This window comes from Streptomyces canus (genome assembly GCF_030816965.1).
Classification (GTDB): Bacteria; Actinomycetota; Actinomycetes; order Streptomycetales; family Streptomycetaceae; genus Streptomyces; species Streptomyces canus_E.
In genome coordinates, this window is record NZ_JAUSYQ010000002.1 from 1344681 (window position 1) to 1363275 (window position 18595).

The 18595-nt window shown below is 69.6% G+C and carries 14 protein-coding genes and 1 pseudogene; 3 read left to right on the forward strand and 12 right to left on the reverse strand.

Annotation, left to right across the window (positions count from 1 at the left end):
* Positions 1–43: 43 nt before the first annotated feature.
* The 9 genes from QF027_RS07335 to QF027_RS07375 form a co-directional block, all read right to left on the reverse strand.
* The gene (locus QF027_RS07335) at positions 44–586 is read right to left on the reverse strand and encodes a gluconokinase (RefSeq protein ID WP_306985003.1); all 543 of its coding nucleotides are present in this window, start codon (positions 584–586) and stop codon (positions 44–46) included.
* 134 nt (positions 587–720) lie between these two features.
* Positions 721–1140: a DUF7144 family membrane protein gene (locus QF027_RS07340; protein ID WP_306985001.1), complete on the reverse strand. Its 420-nt coding sequence runs from the start codon at positions 1138–1140 to the stop codon at positions 721–723.
* A 619-nt stretch (positions 1141–1759) separates the two neighbouring features.
* The gene (locus tag QF027_RS07345) at positions 1760–3538 is read right to left on the reverse strand and encodes a cation:proton antiporter (RefSeq protein WP_307073535.1); all 1779 of its coding nucleotides are present in this window, start codon (positions 3536–3538) and stop codon (positions 1760–1762) included.
* A 254-nt stretch (positions 3539–3792) separates the two neighbouring features.
* The gene (locus QF027_RS07350; protein WP_307073537.1) at positions 3793–4833 is read right to left on the reverse strand and encodes a cytochrome d ubiquinol oxidase subunit II; all 1041 of its coding nucleotides are present in this window, start codon (positions 4831–4833) and stop codon (positions 3793–3795) included.
* Positions 4833–6317: a cytochrome ubiquinol oxidase subunit I gene (locus tag QF027_RS07355; RefSeq protein WP_307073539.1), complete on the reverse strand. Its 1485-nt coding sequence runs from the start codon at positions 6315–6317 to the stop codon at positions 4833–4835. Before QF027_RS07355 ends, QF027_RS07350 begins: the two co-directional genes overlap by 1 nt.
* Before the next feature lie 54 nt (positions 6318–6371).
* Positions 6372–7691 carry an NAD(P)/FAD-dependent oxidoreductase gene (locus QF027_RS07360; protein WP_307073541.1) on the reverse strand — a complete coding sequence of 440 codons (1320 nt, stop codon included), beginning with the start codon at positions 7689–7691 and terminating at the stop codon, positions 6372–6374.
* Positions 7692–7697: 6 nt separating this feature from the next.
* Positions 7698–8534 (reverse strand): SDR family oxidoreductase, encoded by an 837-nt coding sequence (locus tag QF027_RS07365; protein WP_307073542.1) that lies wholly within the window; start codon positions 8532–8534, stop codon positions 7698–7700.
* A 463-nt stretch (positions 8535–8997) separates the two neighbouring features.
* Positions 8998–9282, reverse strand: a complete 285-nt coding sequence (locus QF027_RS07370; protein ID WP_306984988.1) for a hypothetical protein — start codon at positions 9280–9282, stop codon at positions 8998–9000.
* A gap of 99 nt (positions 9283–9381) precedes the next feature.
* Complete coding sequence (locus tag QF027_RS07375) at positions 9382–10812, reverse strand: endo-1,4-beta-xylanase (protein ID WP_307073545.1); 1431 nt, start codon at positions 10810–10812, stop codon at positions 9382–9384.
* Positions 10813–11171: 359 nt separating this feature from the next.
* Here QF027_RS07375 and QF027_RS07380 point away from each other — a divergent pair, with 359 nt between their 5' ends.
* Together QF027_RS07380 and QF027_RS07385 are read left to right on the forward strand one after the other, a co-directional pair.
* Positions 11172–12638: a non-reducing end alpha-L-arabinofuranosidase family hydrolase gene (locus QF027_RS07380; protein WP_307073547.1), complete on the forward strand. Its 1467-nt coding sequence runs from the start codon at positions 11172–11174 to the stop codon at positions 12636–12638.
* 137 nt (positions 12639–12775) lie between these two features.
* A complete protein-coding gene (locus QF027_RS07385; protein WP_307073550.1) occupies positions 12776–13996 on the forward strand; it encodes a metallophosphoesterase in 1221 nt (406 codons plus the stop codon).
* A gap of 65 nt (positions 13997–14061) precedes the next feature.
* Here QF027_RS07385 and QF027_RS07390 read toward each other — a convergent pair whose 3' ends face one another.
* Positions 14062–14910, reverse strand: a complete 849-nt coding sequence (locus QF027_RS07390; RefSeq protein WP_306986785.1) for an endonuclease/exonuclease/phosphatase family protein — start codon at positions 14908–14910, stop codon at positions 14062–14064.
* A 254-nt stretch (positions 14911–15164) separates the two neighbouring features.
* Positions 15165–15947 (reverse strand): annotated as a pseudogene (locus tag QF027_RS07395) (aldehyde dehydrogenase family protein); the annotation flags it as partial.
* Between the two features lie 243 nt (positions 15948–16190).
* On the opposite strand from QF027_RS07395, the gene QF027_RS07405 reads away from it, so the two are divergent.
* The gene (locus QF027_RS07405; protein WP_306984980.1) at positions 16191–16598 is read left to right on the forward strand and encodes a RidA family protein; all 408 of its coding nucleotides are present in this window, start codon (positions 16191–16193) and stop codon (positions 16596–16598) included.
* A 243-nt stretch (positions 16599–16841) separates the two neighbouring features.
* On the opposite strand, the gene QF027_RS07410 is transcribed toward QF027_RS07405, so the two are convergent.
* A complete protein-coding gene (locus tag QF027_RS07410; protein ID WP_307073554.1) occupies positions 16842–18575 on the reverse strand; it encodes an amylo-alpha-1,6-glucosidase in 1734 nt (577 codons plus the stop codon).
* Positions 18576–18595: the final 20 nt, after the last annotated feature.

Consider the following 18595-nt stretch of genomic DNA (forward strand, 5'->3'; position numbering starts at 1 on the left):
GCGAGCTCCGCACCTGGACCCACTCCACCGCCCAGGAGCGGCTTCAGCTGCCTGCGAGCCCGTCGCGGCGTGTGACAGCGGCCCGCACCCGGCTGACAAGCGCCGGAAGATCGGCGGTTGCGTCCAGGGTCATGCCCGGCTCGTCCGGTTGCAGCGGTTCCAACGTCGCGAACTGCGACTCGACCAGCCCGGCGGGCATGAAATGGCCGGTACGCCGGGACACCCTGTCCCATGCGGTGGCCCGGTCCAGGGCGAGGTACAGACACCACAGCACGGCACCGGCGGCCGACCGAAGTTCGTCGCGGTAGGCACGCTTGAGGGCCGAACAGGCTATGACCAGGCCCTCGTCGGCTTCGGCGGACTGACGGATGCGCTCGGCGAGGGCACGCAACCAGGGCTCGCGGTCGGCGTCGTCCAAGGGATGGCCGGCGCTCATCTTCGCGATGTTCGCTGCCGGATGGAAGTCGTCGCCCTCGAGAAACGGCACTCCGAGCTGCTCGGCGACCGCCTTGCCGACGGTGGTCTTCCCAGAACCCGAGACCCCCAGGACCACCACGATCGGCGGCCCGTGGGCGGTGACAGTCACAGGTTCCCGGGTCCCGGTCACGGGGTCTCGGACTCGCGGCTGCGCGCCGTCCTCGGACCGGTCGGCCGCGGAGCCGCGAGTGGGGATCGCCACACGTAATGCATCACGGCATCGCCTTCTGGCCTACTGCCGACCTAGCCGGTGCGGGCCTCCCGGCTCCTTCCGACGCACAGCGCCCAGATGACGAAGGCATCCACGGCGATCAGCACGACGGCCCAGACGGGGTAGTACGGCAGCCACATGAAGTTGGCGATCATCGACAGGCCCGCGAGCGCGATACCGATCACACGCGCCCAGACAGCCCCACCGAAGAGGGCGATGCCGGCGGCCAGGACGAGGACGCCGAGGGCGAGGTGGATCCAGCCCCAACTCGTCAGAGAGAAGTCGTAGGTGTAGTTACGAGCAGTGACGAAGACGTCGTCCTCGGCTATGGCGGCGATGCCTTCGAATATCGCCATCGCGCCGCCGAAGATCATCATGACCCCGGCGAAAGCGGTCCAACCGGACGCCCACACTCCCCCGGTTCGGTGTTGGTGCATTCCCGCTGTAGTCATTTCCCGGATCCTCCAGCGTAGACCTCGCCACTGACCTGCAACCGATCGGTGGCCCGTATTTCAGCTTGCCACGAGAATCGCCGACCGGCAGAACATGAGTAGGTCCATACGGTCTTCCAATAAAGGATCCCGGTGCACCGGGAATTACGCCCAGGCCGGAAGTCGGATGTTTATTTCCCATACCTCGCACCGACGGACGAGGAAACGGCTTGCACATCGGCAAAGGCTCCGGCCGCTGCGACCGCCGTGCTCTACGGTGCCCGCCGTCAAGGTCGGTCGTCTGCAACTGGGTTCGCACGGGTCGGGGTGATCGCGGACATCCTCGGTCCGTCGGTCGTCACGAGCGTCGGCTTCTGGGCTCGCCGCCGTCCCGGCCGGCTTCACCGTCCTGTCTCGCACGGCCCTGCCCGCGCAGGCGGCCGCGCCGGGCGAGACCCACGCTCCGGTCCCTACCGCAGCTGAAAAGCCGTCAACTGTTCGGACCGGACTCTGTTCGGTGCCGCGGTGGCAGCCGGCGTCTCAGGGGCCGGACGGGGCGCTGCAACCTCACCCGGACGACCAGCGGGCGGCTGAGACCGGCAAATGACGGGCTTCGGGCCATCGACAGTCGACGGCCCGCCTACCGTGGCAGGCTCTCCCCAGCCCGTCCGCCCGGTGTCAGCAGGACGACCGTGTCGCCTGGCCGGGCCGGCAGTGGGCTGCCTGCCGTGACCGGATCGAGGCGGCCGTCCCGCCGTACGAGGAACAGCGGATCGCTGCCGGGACGCACGGCGTCGTCGGCCGGCTGCCTGAGCACGGCTGCTCCTTCCTCGTATCTACGGGAGAAGGTCGGCCAGGTCAGGTCCGGGCCGAACAGAACCTCGCCGCCGATGAACGGCGCCACCACGCCCTGGCTGTCGGCCGGTGCGTTCAGGCGGTGGACCGTACCCTCCACGCTGCCTCGCAGAAGCACCGACGCCAATGCGTTGAAGTCGTCCTCGGCGGTGAGGAAGTACACCGCCGTGATGCCCTCCAGCTCTGCGGCCCCACCCGTGGCAGCACCCAGCAGCTCACCGGGCGCGAGTTCGATCCCCGCCCGACGGATACGGTCGCGTTGTTCCTCTTCCCCTGCCCACATCAGGACCTCCAGCCCTGCCGATTTCAGGGCCACGCCCAGGTCGACCACCCAGGGGTCGCCCCCGACGAGCAAGGGCCGCGAGCGGGACGGGCGCACGACGCCCAGCCGCCGGGCGACGATCGAGGCGGTCAGGCCGTAGAGCGTCACGGTCGCGACGATGACCATGAAGGTGGCCGGAAGGATCTTCGACGCGCCGCCGATCCCCTTGGCGACCAGGCCGACCGAGAACGTCGAGGCCGTGGCGGCCGCGACGATGCCGCGCGGCGCCATCCAGCCGATGAAGCCCCGCTCGCCGCGTGTCAGGTCGGTGCCGAGGGTGGACAAGGCCGCGACCAGCGGCCTGACGACCAGCATCAGAAAGGCGGCGAGCCCGAGCGCGGGCAGCCACACATGGCGCAGCGAGTGCGGGGCGACGGTGGCCGCGATGGAGATGAACAGAAGACCGAGGATCAGGCTGACCAGGGTCTCGAAGAACGGCCGACGTGCGGGTGCGCCCATGCCGGGGAGGTTGGCGACGGCGAGGCCCATCACCACGGCGGCGATGAGTCCCGTGTCGTCGCGCAGCACATCGCACAGCGCCGCCACACCGATCACCGCGGCAAGCTGCGCTGTGGTGCCGAGGACCTCGCCGAGCCGCGGCACCCGGAACAACAGCCACAGCAGAGCCGCCCCGACGGCTCCTCCGGCCGCTCCGATGCCCACGCCAGCCAGGAACTGTGCCGTCCCGCTGCCGAGGGGGTGACCCGAGCTCGCCACGACCGCGTGGAAGACCAGTGCTCCCAGGACGCCACCGACCGGGTCGATGAGGGAGCCCTCCCAGATCAGGATGTGCTGGAGACGGTCCTTCGGTCGCACGAAGCTGAGCAGCGGTCCTACGACCGTCGGCCCCGAGACCACGAGGATCGCGCCGATCATGATGGCCGCACGCCGGGACATCCCCAGCAGCGGCGCGGCGAGGAGTGTGCCGAGCAACCAGGTGATCAGGACACCGATCCAGATCAGCCGGACGACGACGCGGCGGGTGTGGCCCTTCAGCCGCGCCAGGTCCAGCCCGAGGCCCGCGTCGTAGAGGATCACGGCGACGGCCAGGGACACCAGCGGTGAGAACGCCGCCCCCAGCAGCCTCTCGGGATCGACGTCGTCGATCAGCGCGCCCGCGCCGAAGCCGACCGGCAGCAGCAGAATGAGGGCAGGGATGCGCAGGCGGTCGGCCAGGACCTGCGATCCGACGGCCAGCACGAGGATCAGGCCCACGCCGATGAGCACCTGGTCCGTTGTCACAAGTGGGCCTTTCGATGCGTGGTGGGACGAGTCGGTCACGTATCGGCCGTCGCGCCTCCGGTTGGGCCACGGCACCAGGATCTGGCCGCGCCCAACTCGACGATGACGGCACGGCGCGTGCCGTGACGGAGAGTCAGTTGCCGTCCGGTGCGGCTCTCCTGCACGCGCCACCTTCTCGGTCCGCACGGCCCGGCACAGTGGTGGACTGCGGTGACGCCTGCCTCTCGGCCAAGCGCAACACGTTCCTGAGGTCGCTACAGGTCGTCACCTGCTGCTCTGACGGCCCCGGTGTCGGCGTCGGTGAGCTCCTCCAGCTCGCCCATCGTGTCGAGCCGGTAGAGGAGTACCAGTGCTGGACCGACCAGGACGATCGCGATGGCGGTGACGATCATCAGCCACCGGAGGGTGTGAGCGGCGCCGGCCGCTTCGGCCACCGTCAGCGAGGTGGGCAGTGCATAGGGCCGCTGCGCGCAGCCCCAGGCGCCGACGGTCAGGGCGACACTCGCCACCGAGGTGTAGCGGGTCCAGCCGTGGGACCGGCGCAGCAGAAGCAGCACCGTCGCCAGTCCGCAGACGGCGGCCAGGATGATCAGCAGCAGGCCCAGGCCCCCGGTGAGGCCGTCCCAGACGTACCGGGCGTCGTCGCGGGTGACGGGCAGGGCGATGAGCGCGAGGACCACCACGGCGCCGAAGGCGATCAGCGCCCGTACGCGGAAGTAGTCGACGAGATCGTGCGCGCCGAACCGCAGGGCGTCGGAGCAGAGGAAGACCGCCCCGAGGAACGCGGTGGCCGCGATGGCCAGCAGGCCCGCGAGGACGGAGGTTCCATTGGCCCAGGCGTCCGCGGCGGCGGTCGTGCCGACCTTGACCCGGCCCGAGGCGATGCCGCCGAGGACCGCCCCCAGGAAGAACGGCGTCACCAGTGACGAGACGGCGAACATCGCCCCGTAGATCCGTCGTCGGGCCAGGCGTCGGGTCGGCTTGCGCAGGGCGAACCCGGCGCCGCGGAGCACCAGGCCGACGGCGGCGAGGGCGAGCGGCAGCCACAAAGCGGAGAAGACGGCCTGGAACATCGTCGGGAAGCCGGTCCACATGATGACCAGGACGAAGACCAACCAGACGTTGTTGACCTCCCAGACCGGTGCCATGGCGTGGTCGATGAGCCAGCGGGGCCGCTTGCCGCGCTCCGCGCCCCCGGCCAGAAGGTCCCAGAAGCCCGCGCCGTAGTCGGTGCCTCCGGCGCAGGCGTAGGCGGCGATCGCAAGCACCAGTACCCATGCGATGAATTCGGCCATTACGACGCACCGCCAGAGGTGTGGCCGGACCCGCCGTCGGGCGCGACTGCGGCGGCTGCGGGTTCGGGCTCGCTTCGGGGCCCGTACGGGGTGTCGTCCTCCGGGGGCAGTTCGGCGCGCGCGGCGGCCGAACCCTCGTCGGCGATGCGCCATCGGGTGCGCATCTTCAGGACGACGGCGAGGAACGCGCCGAACACCAGCACGTACACGGCCATGACGATGCCGAGCATGGTCCAGATCCCCGAGGCGTCGGTGCTGGTCACCGCCTCCGAGACGCGCATGCGGTGGTAGACGATCCAGGGCTGACGGCCGACCTCCGTGGTGATCCATCCGCACTCCACGGTGACCAGGCAGGCGACGCCCGAGATGGCGGCGCAGCGGTAGAACCAGCGGCCACGGGGGTTGTCCCGGTGGCGCCACCAGGACCAGGCGTACCAGAGCGCGAGCAGGATGAGCAGGCTGCCGATGGTGACCATGATGTCGAAGGCCCAGTGGGCGATGGTGGCCTGGACGGCGGTGGGACGGTCGGCGGCCGGCACCGATGTCAGTCCCGTCACCTGTGTGCTGGGTTTGAAGCCGGCGAGGATCGAGTCCAGCTGGGGGATCTTGAGTCCGCCGGAGATCGTCCCGTCACTGTTCAGCCGTCCGAACATGTACTCGGGCACGTGGGTGTCGGTCTTCCAGACGATCTCCGTGGCGGCGAACTTGATCGGCTGCTTGTGGAAGACGGCGCGAGCGGCGGAGTCGCCGAGCATGAACTGGACCGGCGTGAGGATCGCGGCCACCGTGAACGGCACGGTGAATCCGAGCCGATGGTATCGGTCTCGGCGCCCGCGCAGCCAGCCGACCGCGTACACGCCGGCGACCACGTAGGCGGCGGTCAGGAGCATCGCGACGACGAAGTGCCAGTACTCCGGGCCGAAGATCGGTGTGAAGATCGCCTGCCGCACGTCGACGTCGATCGGCCTGCCCCGGGCGTCGAGGCTGAAGCCCTGGGGGGTGTTCATCCAGGAGTTGGCCGCGATGATGCCGAACGCCCCCATCAGGGCGGCCGGCGGCAGCGGTACGGCCAGCCAGAAGTGGGTCCAGGGCTTGAGCCGGCGCCAGCCGTAGAGGTAGATCGCGATCAGCACGGCCTCCAGGAAGAACGCCCATGCCTCGACGCCGAACCCGAGGCCGAAGACGTCGCCCCAGCGGCCCATCATGCCGGGCCACAACAGGCCGAACTCGAAGGACAGCACGGTGCCGGTGATGATGCCGATGGCGAACTGAACGGCCATCACCGCCGACCAGCGCCGGGCGAGCAGGAGGGCGACGGGATCGTTGCGACGCAGCCCCCGGTGGTGCATCAGCAGGGTGATGAACGGCAGTGCCACACCGAACGGGACCAGCAGGATGTGTGAGGCCAGGGTGAAGGCCATCAGCTCACGAGCCGGCAGGAGTTGGTCCGGCGTGTTCGCGAGAAGGACCGCTGTGCTGAACATGTGCGCCTCGGAGGTCTGCCCCGTACGAGCAGGTGGGGCTGAGGAAGGACGGGTTTAGTGAGGGGGCGGCCCGGCGGCCGGAGCGCCGGTGTCGGTCATGGTGAAGGCGCGTTCGCGGCGCGAGCCGGTGGCGAAGGCGACGGACCAGCTGAGTACCGCTCCCAGCCTGCTGCGGAAGCCGGTGAGGAAGGCCAGGTGGATGAAGAGCCAGACGAGCCAGCCGGTGAATCCCGAGAGATGCAGCGGGCCGGCCTTGACCACGGCCCGGCCGCGGGCGATGTAGGCGGCGCTGCCGAGATCCACGTACTTGAAGGGCTTGGGCTTCTTCGTCCTGCCTTCGACCTGATGTCGCACCATCCGGCCTGCGTAGGCGCCCGACTGCATGGCGACCTCGGCCAGGCCCGGCAGACGGTTCAGGCTCATCACGTCTCCCGTGACACGGATCTCCGGATGGCCGGGGACGGTGAGGTCGGGTTCGACCAGAATGCGTCCGGCCCAGTCCTGTTCGGCACCGGTCGCACGGGCCAGGGCGGCCGCGATCGGCGGCGCCTCGACGCCCGCCGTCCACAGCACGGTGCGCGCGTCGAACCGGGTCGTCGTGCCCTCGTGATCTCGTACCGTCAGGCCGTGCGCGTCGATGTCGGTGACCACTGTGCCCAGGTGGAGTTCCACACCGAGTCCCTGCAGGGTTCGGGCCGCGCGATGGGCCAGTGCCGGGCCGAACGCGCCCAGCACGGCGTCGGACCCCTCGAAGAGCAGCACCCGTGCCTTGGCGGAGTCGATCTTCTGGAACTCCCGGTCGAGGGTGTGGCCGGCGATCTCCCGGATCTGTCCCGCCAGTTCCACACCGGTCGGCCCGCCGCCGACGAGCGCGAAGGTGAGCCACTGATGCCGTTCCCGGTCGTCCGCGGCCGTCTCGGCCATCTCGAACGCCCGGTAGATCCGTCGGCGGATGTCGAGCGCGTCGTCCAGGGTCTTCATACCGGGGGCGTGCGCGGCGAACTCGTCGTGCCCGAAGTAGGACTGGCGCATCCCCACCGCGAGGATCAGTTCGTCGTACGGCAGCACGAGGGCTCCGCCGTCGGGTCGCCGGGTGTGGACCAGCCGGGCGCCGGCATCCACGTCGGTGGCCTCGGCGAGCACGCATCTCACGTTGTGGTGGCGCCGCAGGACCCCGCGGAGCGGCTGGGCGATCTGCCCCTCGGACAGGATCCCGGAGGCGCACTGGTACAGCAGCGGCTGGAAGAGGTGGTGGGCGCGGCGGTCGACCACGGTCACGGCGACCGGTGACTTCCGTAGGGCACGGGCGGCGAACAGCCCGGCGAACCCCCCGCCGAGGACCACCACCCGGCGGGGCGTGACGTGATCCTGCATCGGCGATCAGCCTCCGGTGGCGAAGCCGGGGAAGAGCGTCATTCCGCCGTCGACGTAGAGCGTGCTGCCGACGACGTAGTCGAGCAGGTCGGACGCCATGGCGACGACGGCGTTGGCGATGTCGTCCGGATCGCCCACACGGCGGTACGGGATCAGGCGCAGCAGGTCGGCCTCGGCCTCGGGGGTGGCCCAGGCGTCGCGGTTGATCGGTGTGCGGATGGCGCCGGGTGCGACGGCGTTGACCCTGATCCGCTTGGGCGCGAGCTCCTGGGCGAGGGTCTGCATCAGCATGCCCACACCGCCCTTGGAGGAGGCGTAGTTCACGTGGCCCGCCCACGGGACGATCTGGTGGACCGAGCTCATGCAGATGATCTTTCCCGCCGAACGGGAGACCTCCTCCACCACGCCGCGCCGGATGAACTCCTTGGCTGCCTCCCGCGCGCACAGGAACTGGCCGGTCAGGTTGACGTCGATGACCTTCTGCCATTGGGCGAGCGTCATGTCCGTGACGGCCGCGTCCCGCTGAAGGCCCGCGTTGGCCACCATGATGTCGATGGTGCCGAACTCCTCGACCATCCGCGCGACCATGGCGGTCACCTGGTCCTCGTCGGACACGTCGGCCTCGTGGGCGTAGGCACGGACGCCGAAGCTCTCGATCTCCTTCACGACGTTCTCTGCCTCGTGCGCACCGACGACGTAGTTCACCACGACGTCCGCTCCGGCCCGGCCCAGGGCAACGGCGGTCGCCAGGCCGATGCCCGAGTTGGCCCCGGTCACCAGTGCCTTCTGGCCCCTGAGGAGCTGCGCGGACGTCGTCCCTCGGTTCTCGACTTTCGTTGTCATCGCGATGTCTCCTTGGACGTTTGGGACGGCGCGCCCTCAGGGATTCGGGCGAGGCATGAGGCAAGCCGGGCCTCGGCTGGTCCACCAGGACGGACACAGCAGCCAGCCGTCGCACACCCGGCCTCAGACGAAAGCACCCAGCGCCGCGGGCGGCACCGACCGGCACACGGTGCCGCCGATTTCGGCGGGGCATGTCACACCGTCGGGCTACCAGCCCGCCCGTCATGCGGGGCCGTCGAGGGACGTGGCAGTGGGCGCTACTGGCCTGTTCACAGCCGGAACCACGGCGGCCGTCCACGGACGGAGGCGTCACGAAGGCGCTCGGCACTGGAGGTCATCGAAGGGCCGATGGCGCTTGCCATGACCATCGGGCACAAGCTCGCTCACAGCCACCACGGCCGCGAACGAAGGAACGCGTGATCAACGCGTCCACGCGTGGCACGTCCAGGAGAAGGCGCCCGACCTAGCGGGCCAGCGACCCGTCCTGGGCGTCGGACGCGGCCTGCCACGCCCGCGCGCCCGCCAGGGACGCCTCCTTGGCCTGTCGCCACTTCATGGCCGCCTGCTGGGAGGGGGGCACGTCCATGTCGCGGATCATGCGTCGACCTGCCGAGAAGACGGCGAAGGCCGCGACGCCCATGCCGGCGCACGCCACCGCGGCACCGGCCGCGGTGAGCACGGCGCCGATCCTGATGAGCCGGGTGTCGATCTCGATCATCCGCTGAGGCTGGCGGTAGTCCTGGTTCATGGCTCCACCATCCAACGGAGAGAGCCGCCTCGCATCCCGACCAACGGCCTGGCGGTTGCCTGGAGGCTTCGCAGCACTCCAGGCAACCCACAGGTGGCCTCAGGTGCGGGTCCAGCGTTGGTTGCTGCCGTTCGAGCAGGAGTAGAGCTGGATCAGGGTGCCGTTGGCGGTGCCGCCCCCGACGGCGTCGAGGCAGAGGCCGGACTGGACGCCGACGATGGATCCGTCGGAGTTGAGGCGCCATTTCTGGTTGTCGCCGCCCCAGCAGCTGTAGATCTGGACTTTGGTGCCGTTGCCGGTGCCGCCGGCGTCCAGGCACTTGTTGCCGTAGACCCTGAGCTCACCGGCGGCGGTGTACGTCCACTGCTGGTTGGTGCCGTTGTTGCAGTCCCACAGTTGGAGCTGGGTGCCGTCGGTGGTACTGCTGCTGGGCACGTCCAGGCAGCGGCCCGACCCGACACCCTTGATCGTTCCCGAACCCGAAGGGGGCGTGGAGGTGCCGCCGTTGAGTGCGTCGAGGACGGCGGTGTAAGCGGGCTTCTTGCTGCCGTCGCCGTTGAACAGCAGCGGGGTGTCCTGCGATCGCCAGGAGTCGGTGTCGCGCACACCCCAGACGGTGATGCCGAGGCAGCGCGGGACGGCCAGGCAGTCGTTGGTCACGCCGGCGTAGGTCGTGGCCGAGGCGCCCTGGATGTCGAGTTCGGTGATGGCCACGTCGACGCCGAGAGCGGCGAAGTTCTGCAGGGTGGTGCGGAAGTTGCTGTTGTAGGGGCTGCCGCTGTTGAAGTGCGACTGGAAGCCGACGCAGTCGATTGGCACGCCGCGCTGCTTGAAGTCGCGGACCATGGCGTACATGGCCTGGGTTTTGGCCCAGGTCCAGTTCTCGACGTTGTAGTCGTTGTAGCAGAGCTTGGCGGCCGGGTCCGCGGCGCGCGCGGTGCGGAAGGCGACCTCGATCCAGTCGTTGCCGGTGCGCTGCAGGTTGGAGTCGCGCCGGGCTCCCGAACTGCCGTCGGCGAAGGCCTCGTTCACGACGTCCCACTGGGCGATCTTGCCCTTGTAGTGGGCCATCACGCCGTTGATGTGGTCGATCATGGCCTGGCGCAGCGTGCTGCCGCTCAGGCTCTGCATCCAGCCGGGCTGTTGGGAGTGCCAGGCCAGGGTGTGGCCGCGTACCTGCTTGCCGTTCTGCACCGCCCAGTTGTAGACGCGGTCACCGGCGGCGAAGTTGAACTGGCCCCGCTGCGGTTCGGTGGCGTCGATCTTCATCTCGTTCTCGGGCGTCACCATGTTGAACTCACGGCCCGCGATCGTCGTGTACGCCGAGTCGCCCAGCCTGCCCGAGGCGATGGCGGTACCGAAGTAGCGGCCGCTCTGCGCCGCCGCGGCGCCGAGCGTGTTCTCGGCGGCGTGTGCGGTCGGCGGCGCGACCAGTGCGGCGACCGCACCGAGGACGACGACGACCAGCGCCGATGCCAGGCCGCGGATCTTCCGGCGGACAACGGGTCTGGGAAGGGCATACGAGCCCATGACTGTGCCTCCAAGGTAGAAATCACGGAAGGACTGAAGCGCAGGGCAATGCGTCGTCCGTCTCCCACTCGGCAGACGGACGGGGCGGGCCGGAACCCGGGCGGTTTGCATCACCGGGCACCGCGGTCATGGGATGATTGAGGCGTTGACGATGCATCGTCAATACTCGCCGCAGAAAAAGTTTCCGGTTCTTGTCCGAAACATTCGGAATCACGGCGAGCCGGGTCAAGCGCTGTTTGTGGACACATCGGCGCCAGACCTTGACCAGAGAGCCTCACATTTCTAGCTTGTGGCGTCGAAGCATCCGGGATTTCTTCGAAACTTTCGAGATCGTCCTGGCCCCCAAAGGAGGCCCTCTGATGTGGTTTCGCCCCCCGTCCCCGGTCCGTCTCAGACACTTACTCGCCGTCCTTGCGCCCTTGCTGCTCGTGGCCACCTTCCTCGGCGCCCAGCCCGCCGGCGCGGCGACCGTAGACCCCAGCGCCTCGTATGTGCTGGTCAACCGCAACAGCGGCAAGGCCCTGGACGTCTACAACCTGGCGACCGACGACGGCGCCCGCATCACCCAGTGGTCCAGGAACGATCAGGCACAGCAGCAGTGGCAGTTCGTCGATGCCGGGGGCGGCTACTACCGCATCAAGTCCCGCCACTCGGGCAAGGTGCTGGACGTCTACAACTGGTCCACGGCGAACGGCGGCGCGATCGTCCAGTGGAGCGACCTGAACGCCACCAACCAGCAGTGGCGGCTGGCCGACAGCTCGGACGGCTACGTGAGGCTCATCTCGCGCCACAGCAACAAGGCGCTCGAAGTGCAGGGCGCCTCCACCGCCGACAGCGCGAACATCGTCCAGTACGACGACTGGGGCGGAACCAACCAGCAGTGGCAGCTCGTCAAGGTCGTCGCCGACACCCCCGGCACGTGCGATCTTCCGTCGGCCTATCGCTGGACATCAACGGGCGCGCTGGCACAGCCCAAGCCGGGATGGGTCTCGCTCAAGGACTTCACCGTCGTTCCTTACAACGGCAGGCAACTCGTCTATGCGACGACGCACGACACGGGGACGAGCTGGGGTTCGATGAACTTCGGCCTGTTCACCAATTGGTCGGAGATGGCCTCGGCCAGTCAGAACACGATGTCGTCCTCCACCGTCGCGCCCACGCTCTTCTACTTCGCGCCGAAGAACATCTGGGTGCTCGCCTACCAGTGGGGCGGGACCGCCTTCTCCTACCGGACGTCGAGCGACCCCACCAACCCGAATGGCTGGTCATCCCCGCAGGTGCTGTTCTCCGGAAGCATCTCCGGTTCCGGAACCGGACCGATCGACCAGACGCTCATCGGTGACGGGACGAACATGTACCTGTTCTTCGCCGGTGACAACGGCAAGATCTACCGAGCCAGCATGCCGATCGGGAACTTCCCGGGCAGCTTCGGCACGACCTCGACAGTGATCATGAGCGATACGACGAACAACCTGTTCGAAGCCCCGCAGGTCTACAAGCTGCAGGGCCAGAACCGCTACCTCATGATCGTCGAGGCGATCGGCTCGCAGGGCCGCTACTTCCGCTCGTTCACGGCCACCAGTCTGAACGGCTCATGGACACCCCAGGCCGCGACCGAGAGCAATCCCTTCGCCGGCAAGGCCAACAGCGGCGCCACCTGGACCAACGACATCAGCCATGGCGAACTGATCCGCACCGGCGCCGATCAGACCATGACCGTCGATCCCTGCCATCTGCAGTTGCTCTACCAGGGGCGCAGCCCCAACTCCGGCGGTGACTACGGCCTCCTGCCCTACCGTCCGGGTCTGCTGACCCTGCAGCGCTGACGTTGTGGCGGGCTCGGCGGAAGGCCGAGCCCGCCTGGGTCACGCGACAAGGCCAGGCTTCGGTGAACGCCGGTCCGGTCGGCCCGAGGGCTACCGGATACAGTGCGCGAGACGGCAGCCTGGTCAGGAGGGGAAGCGTGACCGACACCAGCAACACCCGACCCGTCGACAGCGAAGCGCAAGCTCCGCGGCAGAGCCGGCTGCTCCGCCTGATGCGCTACCTGCCCCTGATCGCCCCCGTCCTGCTGTGGGCCGTGCCCTGCTGGGTGCTCCTGCACACCGGCCAGCACTGGCCGCTGCCCGTCACGCTGGCCGGCACCGCCCTGTTCGCCCTCGGCCTCGTCGGTATGCCGCTCGCGATGATGCGCGGCCACGGCCGGCGCCAGCAGGACCGGGCGGCCGTCCTCGGTGACACCCTGCTGGGCAGCAGCTGGGTCCTGTTCACCTGGTCCCTTCTGCTCGGTATCCCGTTGCGGCTCGCCCTGACCGTGGCCGGCGTCGGCGAGGGCCAGGACCGGGCCAGAATCGTCACCTGGGCCGTCCTCGGCACAACCGCCGTCCTGCTCGCCTGGGGGTACGCCGAAGCCCGCCGCGTGCCGCGCGTGCGCCGACTCGACGTGCAACTCCCACGGCTGGGCGCAGGGTTGGACGGCACCCGCGTCGTCCTCATCACCGACACCCACTACGGCCCGCTCGACCGCGCCCGCTGGTCGGCGCGGGTCTGCGAGACGGTGAACACGCTGGAAGCCGACCTGGTCTGCCACACCGGCGACATCGCGGACGGCACGGCCGAACGCCGCCGCGCCCAAGCCGCTCCGCTCGGCACCGTGCGAGCCACCCGGGCCCGGGTCTACGTCACCGGAAACCACGAGTACTACAGCGAGGCCCAGGGCTGGGTCGACCTGATGGACGAGCTGGGCTGGGAGCCGCTGCGCAACCGTCATCTGCTGCTCGAACGCGGCGGCGACACCCTTGTGGTCGCCGGCGTGGATGACGTCACCGCCGAGTCCTCCGGCCTGGCCGGCCACCGCGCCCACCTCGCCGGAGCGTTGAACGGCGCCGACCCCGACCTGCCCGTCCTGCTCCTGGCGCACCAGCCCAAGTTCGTCGACCGGGCGGCAGCCGCCGGCGTCGACCTCCAACTCTCCGGCCACACCCACGGCGGGCAGATCTGGCCCTTCCACCACCTGGTCCGCATCGACCAGCCCGCCCTCGCCGGCCTCACCCACCACGGCGCCCGCACCCTCCTCTACACCAGCCGCGGCACCGGCTTCTGGGGCCCGCCGTTCCGCGTCTTCGCCCCCAGCGAGATCACCCTGCTCGTACTCCGCTCCCCGCACCTGCCCACCTCGCCGTAGCACTGGGCGGGCCAGCACATCCGCCGGGAGCAGTCCACGCCCTACCGTGCCACGCTTGACGCGGGTCAGCGGCGCGGAGTCGGGTCCAGGTCGGCGTACACCAGGTGGTGGTCCGAGACCGGGTTCGGATGCACGCGTTGCTCGATCGGGACGTAGCCTCGCAGGAACACGTAGTCGAACTTGCTCTGCCAGTCGGTGGTCGGCTCGCAGGAGCCGGTCGGCGAGGGGTGGCACTGCGGGTCCGCGTCCTTGGCCAGGGCCCACATCCTGGTGAGTTCGGAGGCGTCCGGCACCGCGTTGAAGTCGCCGATGACGATCGCGCGGTCGTGCCGGGCGACTTCTTTGGCGAGTACGCCGACCTGGTCCGCCCGGACCGCCTCCTGACGTCGTTCGGCGAGGTGGGTGTTGAAGACCCGGACCTGGCGGCCGCCCACCGTGGTGGTGACCGCCATGTACCCACGGTCCTCGGAGCCGCCGTCGGGATATTCCTCGGTGACGACGTCGGTCATCGGTGCCGCCGAGAGGATGGCCTCGCCGTAGCCCCCCGGGTTCCAGGGCGCTCCCCCGCAACGGCCCCAACTCTGCAGAACCGGCCCGTACTCGACGTGGTAGACGAGCCCGTGAAGGTTCTCCAGATACTCCCGGATCTTCTCGACGTCACCCACGCACGCTTCCTGCAGACCGATGACCTGCGGCGCGAACGTGGCGATCTCCGCCGCCCGGTCGTCATTGCCCGTCTCGCAGGGGTTGCAGAGGTTCCACGTCACGACCCGGTTCGGTACGACGTCCCGGACGGCTTCGTCGGGCAGCGACCTGGCGTCGAGGGCGCCGCTGGGCGCACTGGGTCCGGAGAGCACCATCCAGGCCAAAACCAGGGCACCCACGAGCAACCACGTGCCCTTTCCGAGCACTATCGCCTCCTCGACGAATACAACGGCTCCCTATACGACGGCTTCCGACGTCTCCCTGCACGAGGTTATGGGACGGTGCTCCGCTCGACCCACGAAATGGCCACCCAGATGGTCATCCGTCGCGTCACTCCTCGTCGCGCAACCGGGCCGCCAGGGAGGTCAGCGGCTCGGTCGCCGGGTACGAGGCCCGCGGCTGCTCCCTGGACAGCGCCCTGGCCTACGAACACAGCGCGTCAACGCCTACGCCGGCGCGTACGAGCGCGGGCCTCGTCGGCGATCCGGTCGGCGTCGGTGAGGAAGGCGAGGGCGTCGGCCAGACCCTCGGTGCCCTTGCTGCTGGGCCTGGAGGCGGGCGAGTTCGCGCAGGGGAGTTGCTGAGCAGCTCGTAGCGCGGGTCCCGGGCATGGGCGGCGATCGCCTGGTCCGCGGCCTCACGGGCCGGGCCGAACTCGCCGGACCCGCCGAGGAGTACGGCCGTCTCCGCGGCGATCATGGCGTGGCTGCCCGGGTCGTCGTCCCAGCCGGCCGACTCGGCCGCGAGCGCGGCGAACTCCGCCGTGGCGGCCTCGAGGTCTTCCTCCGCGCGCAGTGCGCGGGCCCGGGTCAGGCGCGGTTCGCGGCGAGGTGGTCGTCCAACTCGCCTGCTGCGACGTCCGGTTCCGGCCAGCAGGGAGTCGAGCAGGGCGATGCAGTCCTCGACGCGGCCCAGGTCGAGGCTGAGCTGGGCCGCGTTGCTGCAGGTGCAGAACGCGTCGATCCGGCTGCCGCGGCGCAGGTCCGCCTCCGCCGAACGCGTCAGGTGCCGCAACGCCTCGTCGGTACGGCCCAGGTGCATGCAGGCCTCGGCCGGATCGCCGTGCAGGCGGGTGGTGTCGACCGTGTCGGCCGGCCAGTCGCAGACCCTCGGTGAGGTTCGCGTACGCGGCCTCGGGGTCCCGGAGGCCGAGCAGCAGCGCCGACAGCGGTGAGTTCTCCGACGGCTTCAGTACGACCGTGCAGCCGGCCGCGAGCACGGGGGCCACCCTCCAACCGGCCCGCATCGGCGGGAAGGCCGGCCGTACCAGCGGAAGGCGCCGTCCGGACAGCCGAGTCCAGGGTCACGAGCGGACGGCCGCGCCCCGAGCACGCCGTCCCAGGGAAGGCCGGTGAGCTGCTCGGTCACCATCGGGTTCCCCAGTCACTGAAAAGTGCGTTCTTCCATGTCAGCGGCCACTCTCCTACGGTTCCCCAGTAACCACTGGAGACCACGGGCTCATGGTGCCCGGACCATGGAGGCGCAGAAAATGGCCATCACCTTGCTGAATCCCGGCGGACTGCCGGAGATCGATGTCTACCGGCAGGTGTCGATCGCGACCGGTACGAAGCTGGTCTTCGTCGCCGGACAGGTCGCCTGGGACGCCGACGGCCGCACGATCGGTGAGGGCGACCTCGCCGCACAGGTCGAGCAGTGCTACCTCAACATCGGCACGGCCCTGGCCGAAGCCGGCGGTTCCTTCGACGACGTGGCGAAACTGACCGTCCACGTCGTCGACTGGACGCCCGACAAGATGCCCCTCCTTCTGGAGGGAATGTCCCGGGCGGCCGCGCGACTGGGAGTCACCCCGGTCCCGCCGGCCACGCTGCTGGGCGTCGCCGCCCTGGACGTCCCCGACCACCTGGTCGAGATCGAGGCCACCGCGGTCCTCGACTGAGCATGGTCCCGCCGGGACGGGCACCGCACCCGCGCGAGGTCGCCGGCGGCGTCCGTCCGTCAGCGCCTGGGCGGGCGAATGCCACGGAACTCCCGGTCGCCGCCGAGCGGGGTGGAGAGCACCTCCTCGGATTCGGCGGGCTGGACGCCGACGTCGGTGCGGATCGGGGTGGGGCCGGAAGTAGGTGGGCGTGTCCGGCAGGTCGATCCCGAACTCGTCGAGGTCACTACGGTCTGACCGGTCTCACCGGCCCTGTCGCTGCGCGTGTGCTTCGGCGAGGAGGAGGTAGGCGGCGGCCGTCCACGTGTAGGCGCGGTCGCGCAGGCCCGTGCCGGTCAGGGCGTCGAAGTTCTCCGCGAAGCCGTGCTCCTCGCACAGGACGCGGAAGCGGGCGCTGATCTCGTCCGCCAGCCGGTGGTGGCCACCGCGCCGCAGGCCGTCCTCGACGAGGACCGTGGCGGGGGCCCAGATCGGGCCGCGCCAGTAGCCGTCGGCGAGGTAGTGCGGCGAGGCCGGCAGCTCGGTGGCCAGGCCGTACGGGGTCAGATGGGCCTCGATACGGCCGGCCAGCACCTCGCCGATCTCGGGCGGCAGATGCTCGCCCAGCACGATGGGCATCAGATCGAGCAGGCTGGAGGTGCCCCAGGTGTCGCCGCTGTCGACGCCCCGGGCGACGAACCGGTCGCCCGTCCAGAGCTGGTCGAGCATCGCCTGCTGCGTCTCCTCGGCGGCCCGCGTCCACCGCCGGGCATCGTCCGGTCTCTCCAAATGTGCTGCCAGGTCGGCGAGTTCACGCAGCTGGAGGGTGAGGAAGGCGGCCAGGTCCGCGGTGACGACCACGCGTTCGGGATCGAAGGTGGTGGCGTTGTCCCAGCCGCTGTCGTTGCCGTGCTGGTAGTGCGGCAGGGCCGCGCCGGGGGCACGGCGGGCGGTGAGCCAGAACTCCGTCCAGCGTTCCAGCCGGTCGTACGTACTGGTCAGTTCCGCGTGGTCGGGAGGCGTGGGCAGAAGTCGCCGCAGATGGCCGAACGCCCAGCCGTGGATGGGCGGTTTGACGAAGTTGTGGAGCACCTCGGAGTGGGTGACCGAGTCGGGCAGCGCCCCGGTCTCGTCCTGGTGGTCGAAGGGCAGCTGGAACTGGTCCCGGGCCAGTTCGGGGCAACCGGGGGCCAGGGCAAGGGCGTTGAAGCAGTGGTCCCAGCTCCACACCTTGTCCATCCAGTGCTTGGACATCAGGACTCCGGGTCGGGTGACCAGACCGGCCGGGCGTACGGTCGCCGACCACAGGACGTAGGCGGCGAGTTCGGCGGCCGGGGTGGCGGCCGAACGCCAGGGGGCCACGGTGTCGACGAAGTCCGCGAAGGAGTTCCGCGCGGCCTCGACGACCTTGCCGAAGGCCGCCGTCGACACGTAGGGAGAGCGGGCGGTGTCGAGTTCCTCGACCGCGATCTCCCATCCGCCGTCCGCGTCGGCGACGGTGACACCGCGGTCGGCGCTGCCCAGGGCCTGGCTGCCGAAGACGTCGGCCACCGTGCCGGAGAGTACCGACACGCGGTACCGCCGTCCGGTCTCGTACGACGTGAACACGTAGGCGTCGGCGGCCGGTTCGCGGTAGAAGTACGTGCCGCTGAACGGGGTCAGCGTCCGGGCCGCCGCCGAGATCCGCAGCGGCGCGCCCGCACCGCGCAGTCGTACGGTGTCGGGTGACTCGTAGCTGAGGTCGATGCGTCCGGCCGCGCCCGTCCAGCTGAGCAGGCCCGGTGTCGCCTCGACGCGGGTCTCGGCCCGCTCGCCGGTCACGGGGTCGAGCGGCACGAGGCTCAGGACGGCGTGCATGCCGTTCTGGTGGGAGACGAGGTGGAGGTCCTCGGCGTACGTCTTCTCCGCCACCACGGGCGAGATGCCGAACCAGGATCCGTAGGTGCTGAACGGGATGTCGTGGACGGAGAAGGCCGGGCCGGGGCGGTCGGCGGTCATGAAGGGGCACTCGTTTCTCG

Excerpts from the sequence above, each read along its gene's own strand:
- QF027_RS07340 (WP_306985001.1), bottom strand. The coding sequence starts at position 1,140 with ATGACTACAGCGGGAATGCACCAACACCGAACCGGGGGAGTGTGGGCG.
- QF027_RS07350 (WP_307073537.1), bottom strand. The coding sequence starts at position 4,833 with ATGGCCGAATTCATCGCATGGGTACTGGTGCTTGCGATCGCCGCCTAC.
- QF027_RS07355 (WP_307073539.1), bottom strand. The coding sequence starts at position 6,317 with ATGTTCAGCACAGCGGTCCTTCTCGCGAACACGCCGGACCAACTCCTG.
- QF027_RS07360 (WP_307073541.1), bottom strand. The coding sequence starts at position 7,691 with ATGCAGGATCACGTCACGCCCCGCCGGGTGGTGGTCCTCGGCGGGGGG.
- QF027_RS07365 (WP_307073542.1), bottom strand. The coding sequence starts at position 8,534 with ATGACAACGAAAGTCGAGAACCGAGGGACGACGTCCGCGCAGCTCCTC.
- QF027_RS07370 (WP_306984988.1), bottom strand. The coding sequence starts at position 9,282 with ATGAACCAGGACTACCGCCAGCCTCAGCGGATGATCGAGATCGACACC.
- QF027_RS07375 (WP_307073545.1), bottom strand. The coding sequence starts at position 10,812 with ATGGGCTCGTATGCCCTTCCCAGACCCGTTGTCCGCCGGAAGATCCGC.
- QF027_RS07380 (WP_307073547.1), top strand. The coding sequence starts at position 11,172 with ATGTGGTTTCGCCCCCCGTCCCCGGTCCGTCTCAGACACTTACTCGCC.
- QF027_RS07405 (WP_306984980.1), top strand. The coding sequence starts at position 16,191 with ATGGCCATCACCTTGCTGAATCCCGGCGGACTGCCGGAGATCGATGTC.
- QF027_RS07410 (WP_307073554.1), bottom strand. The coding sequence starts at position 18,575 with ATGACCGCCGACCGCCCCGGCCCGGCCTTCTCCGTCCACGACATCCCG.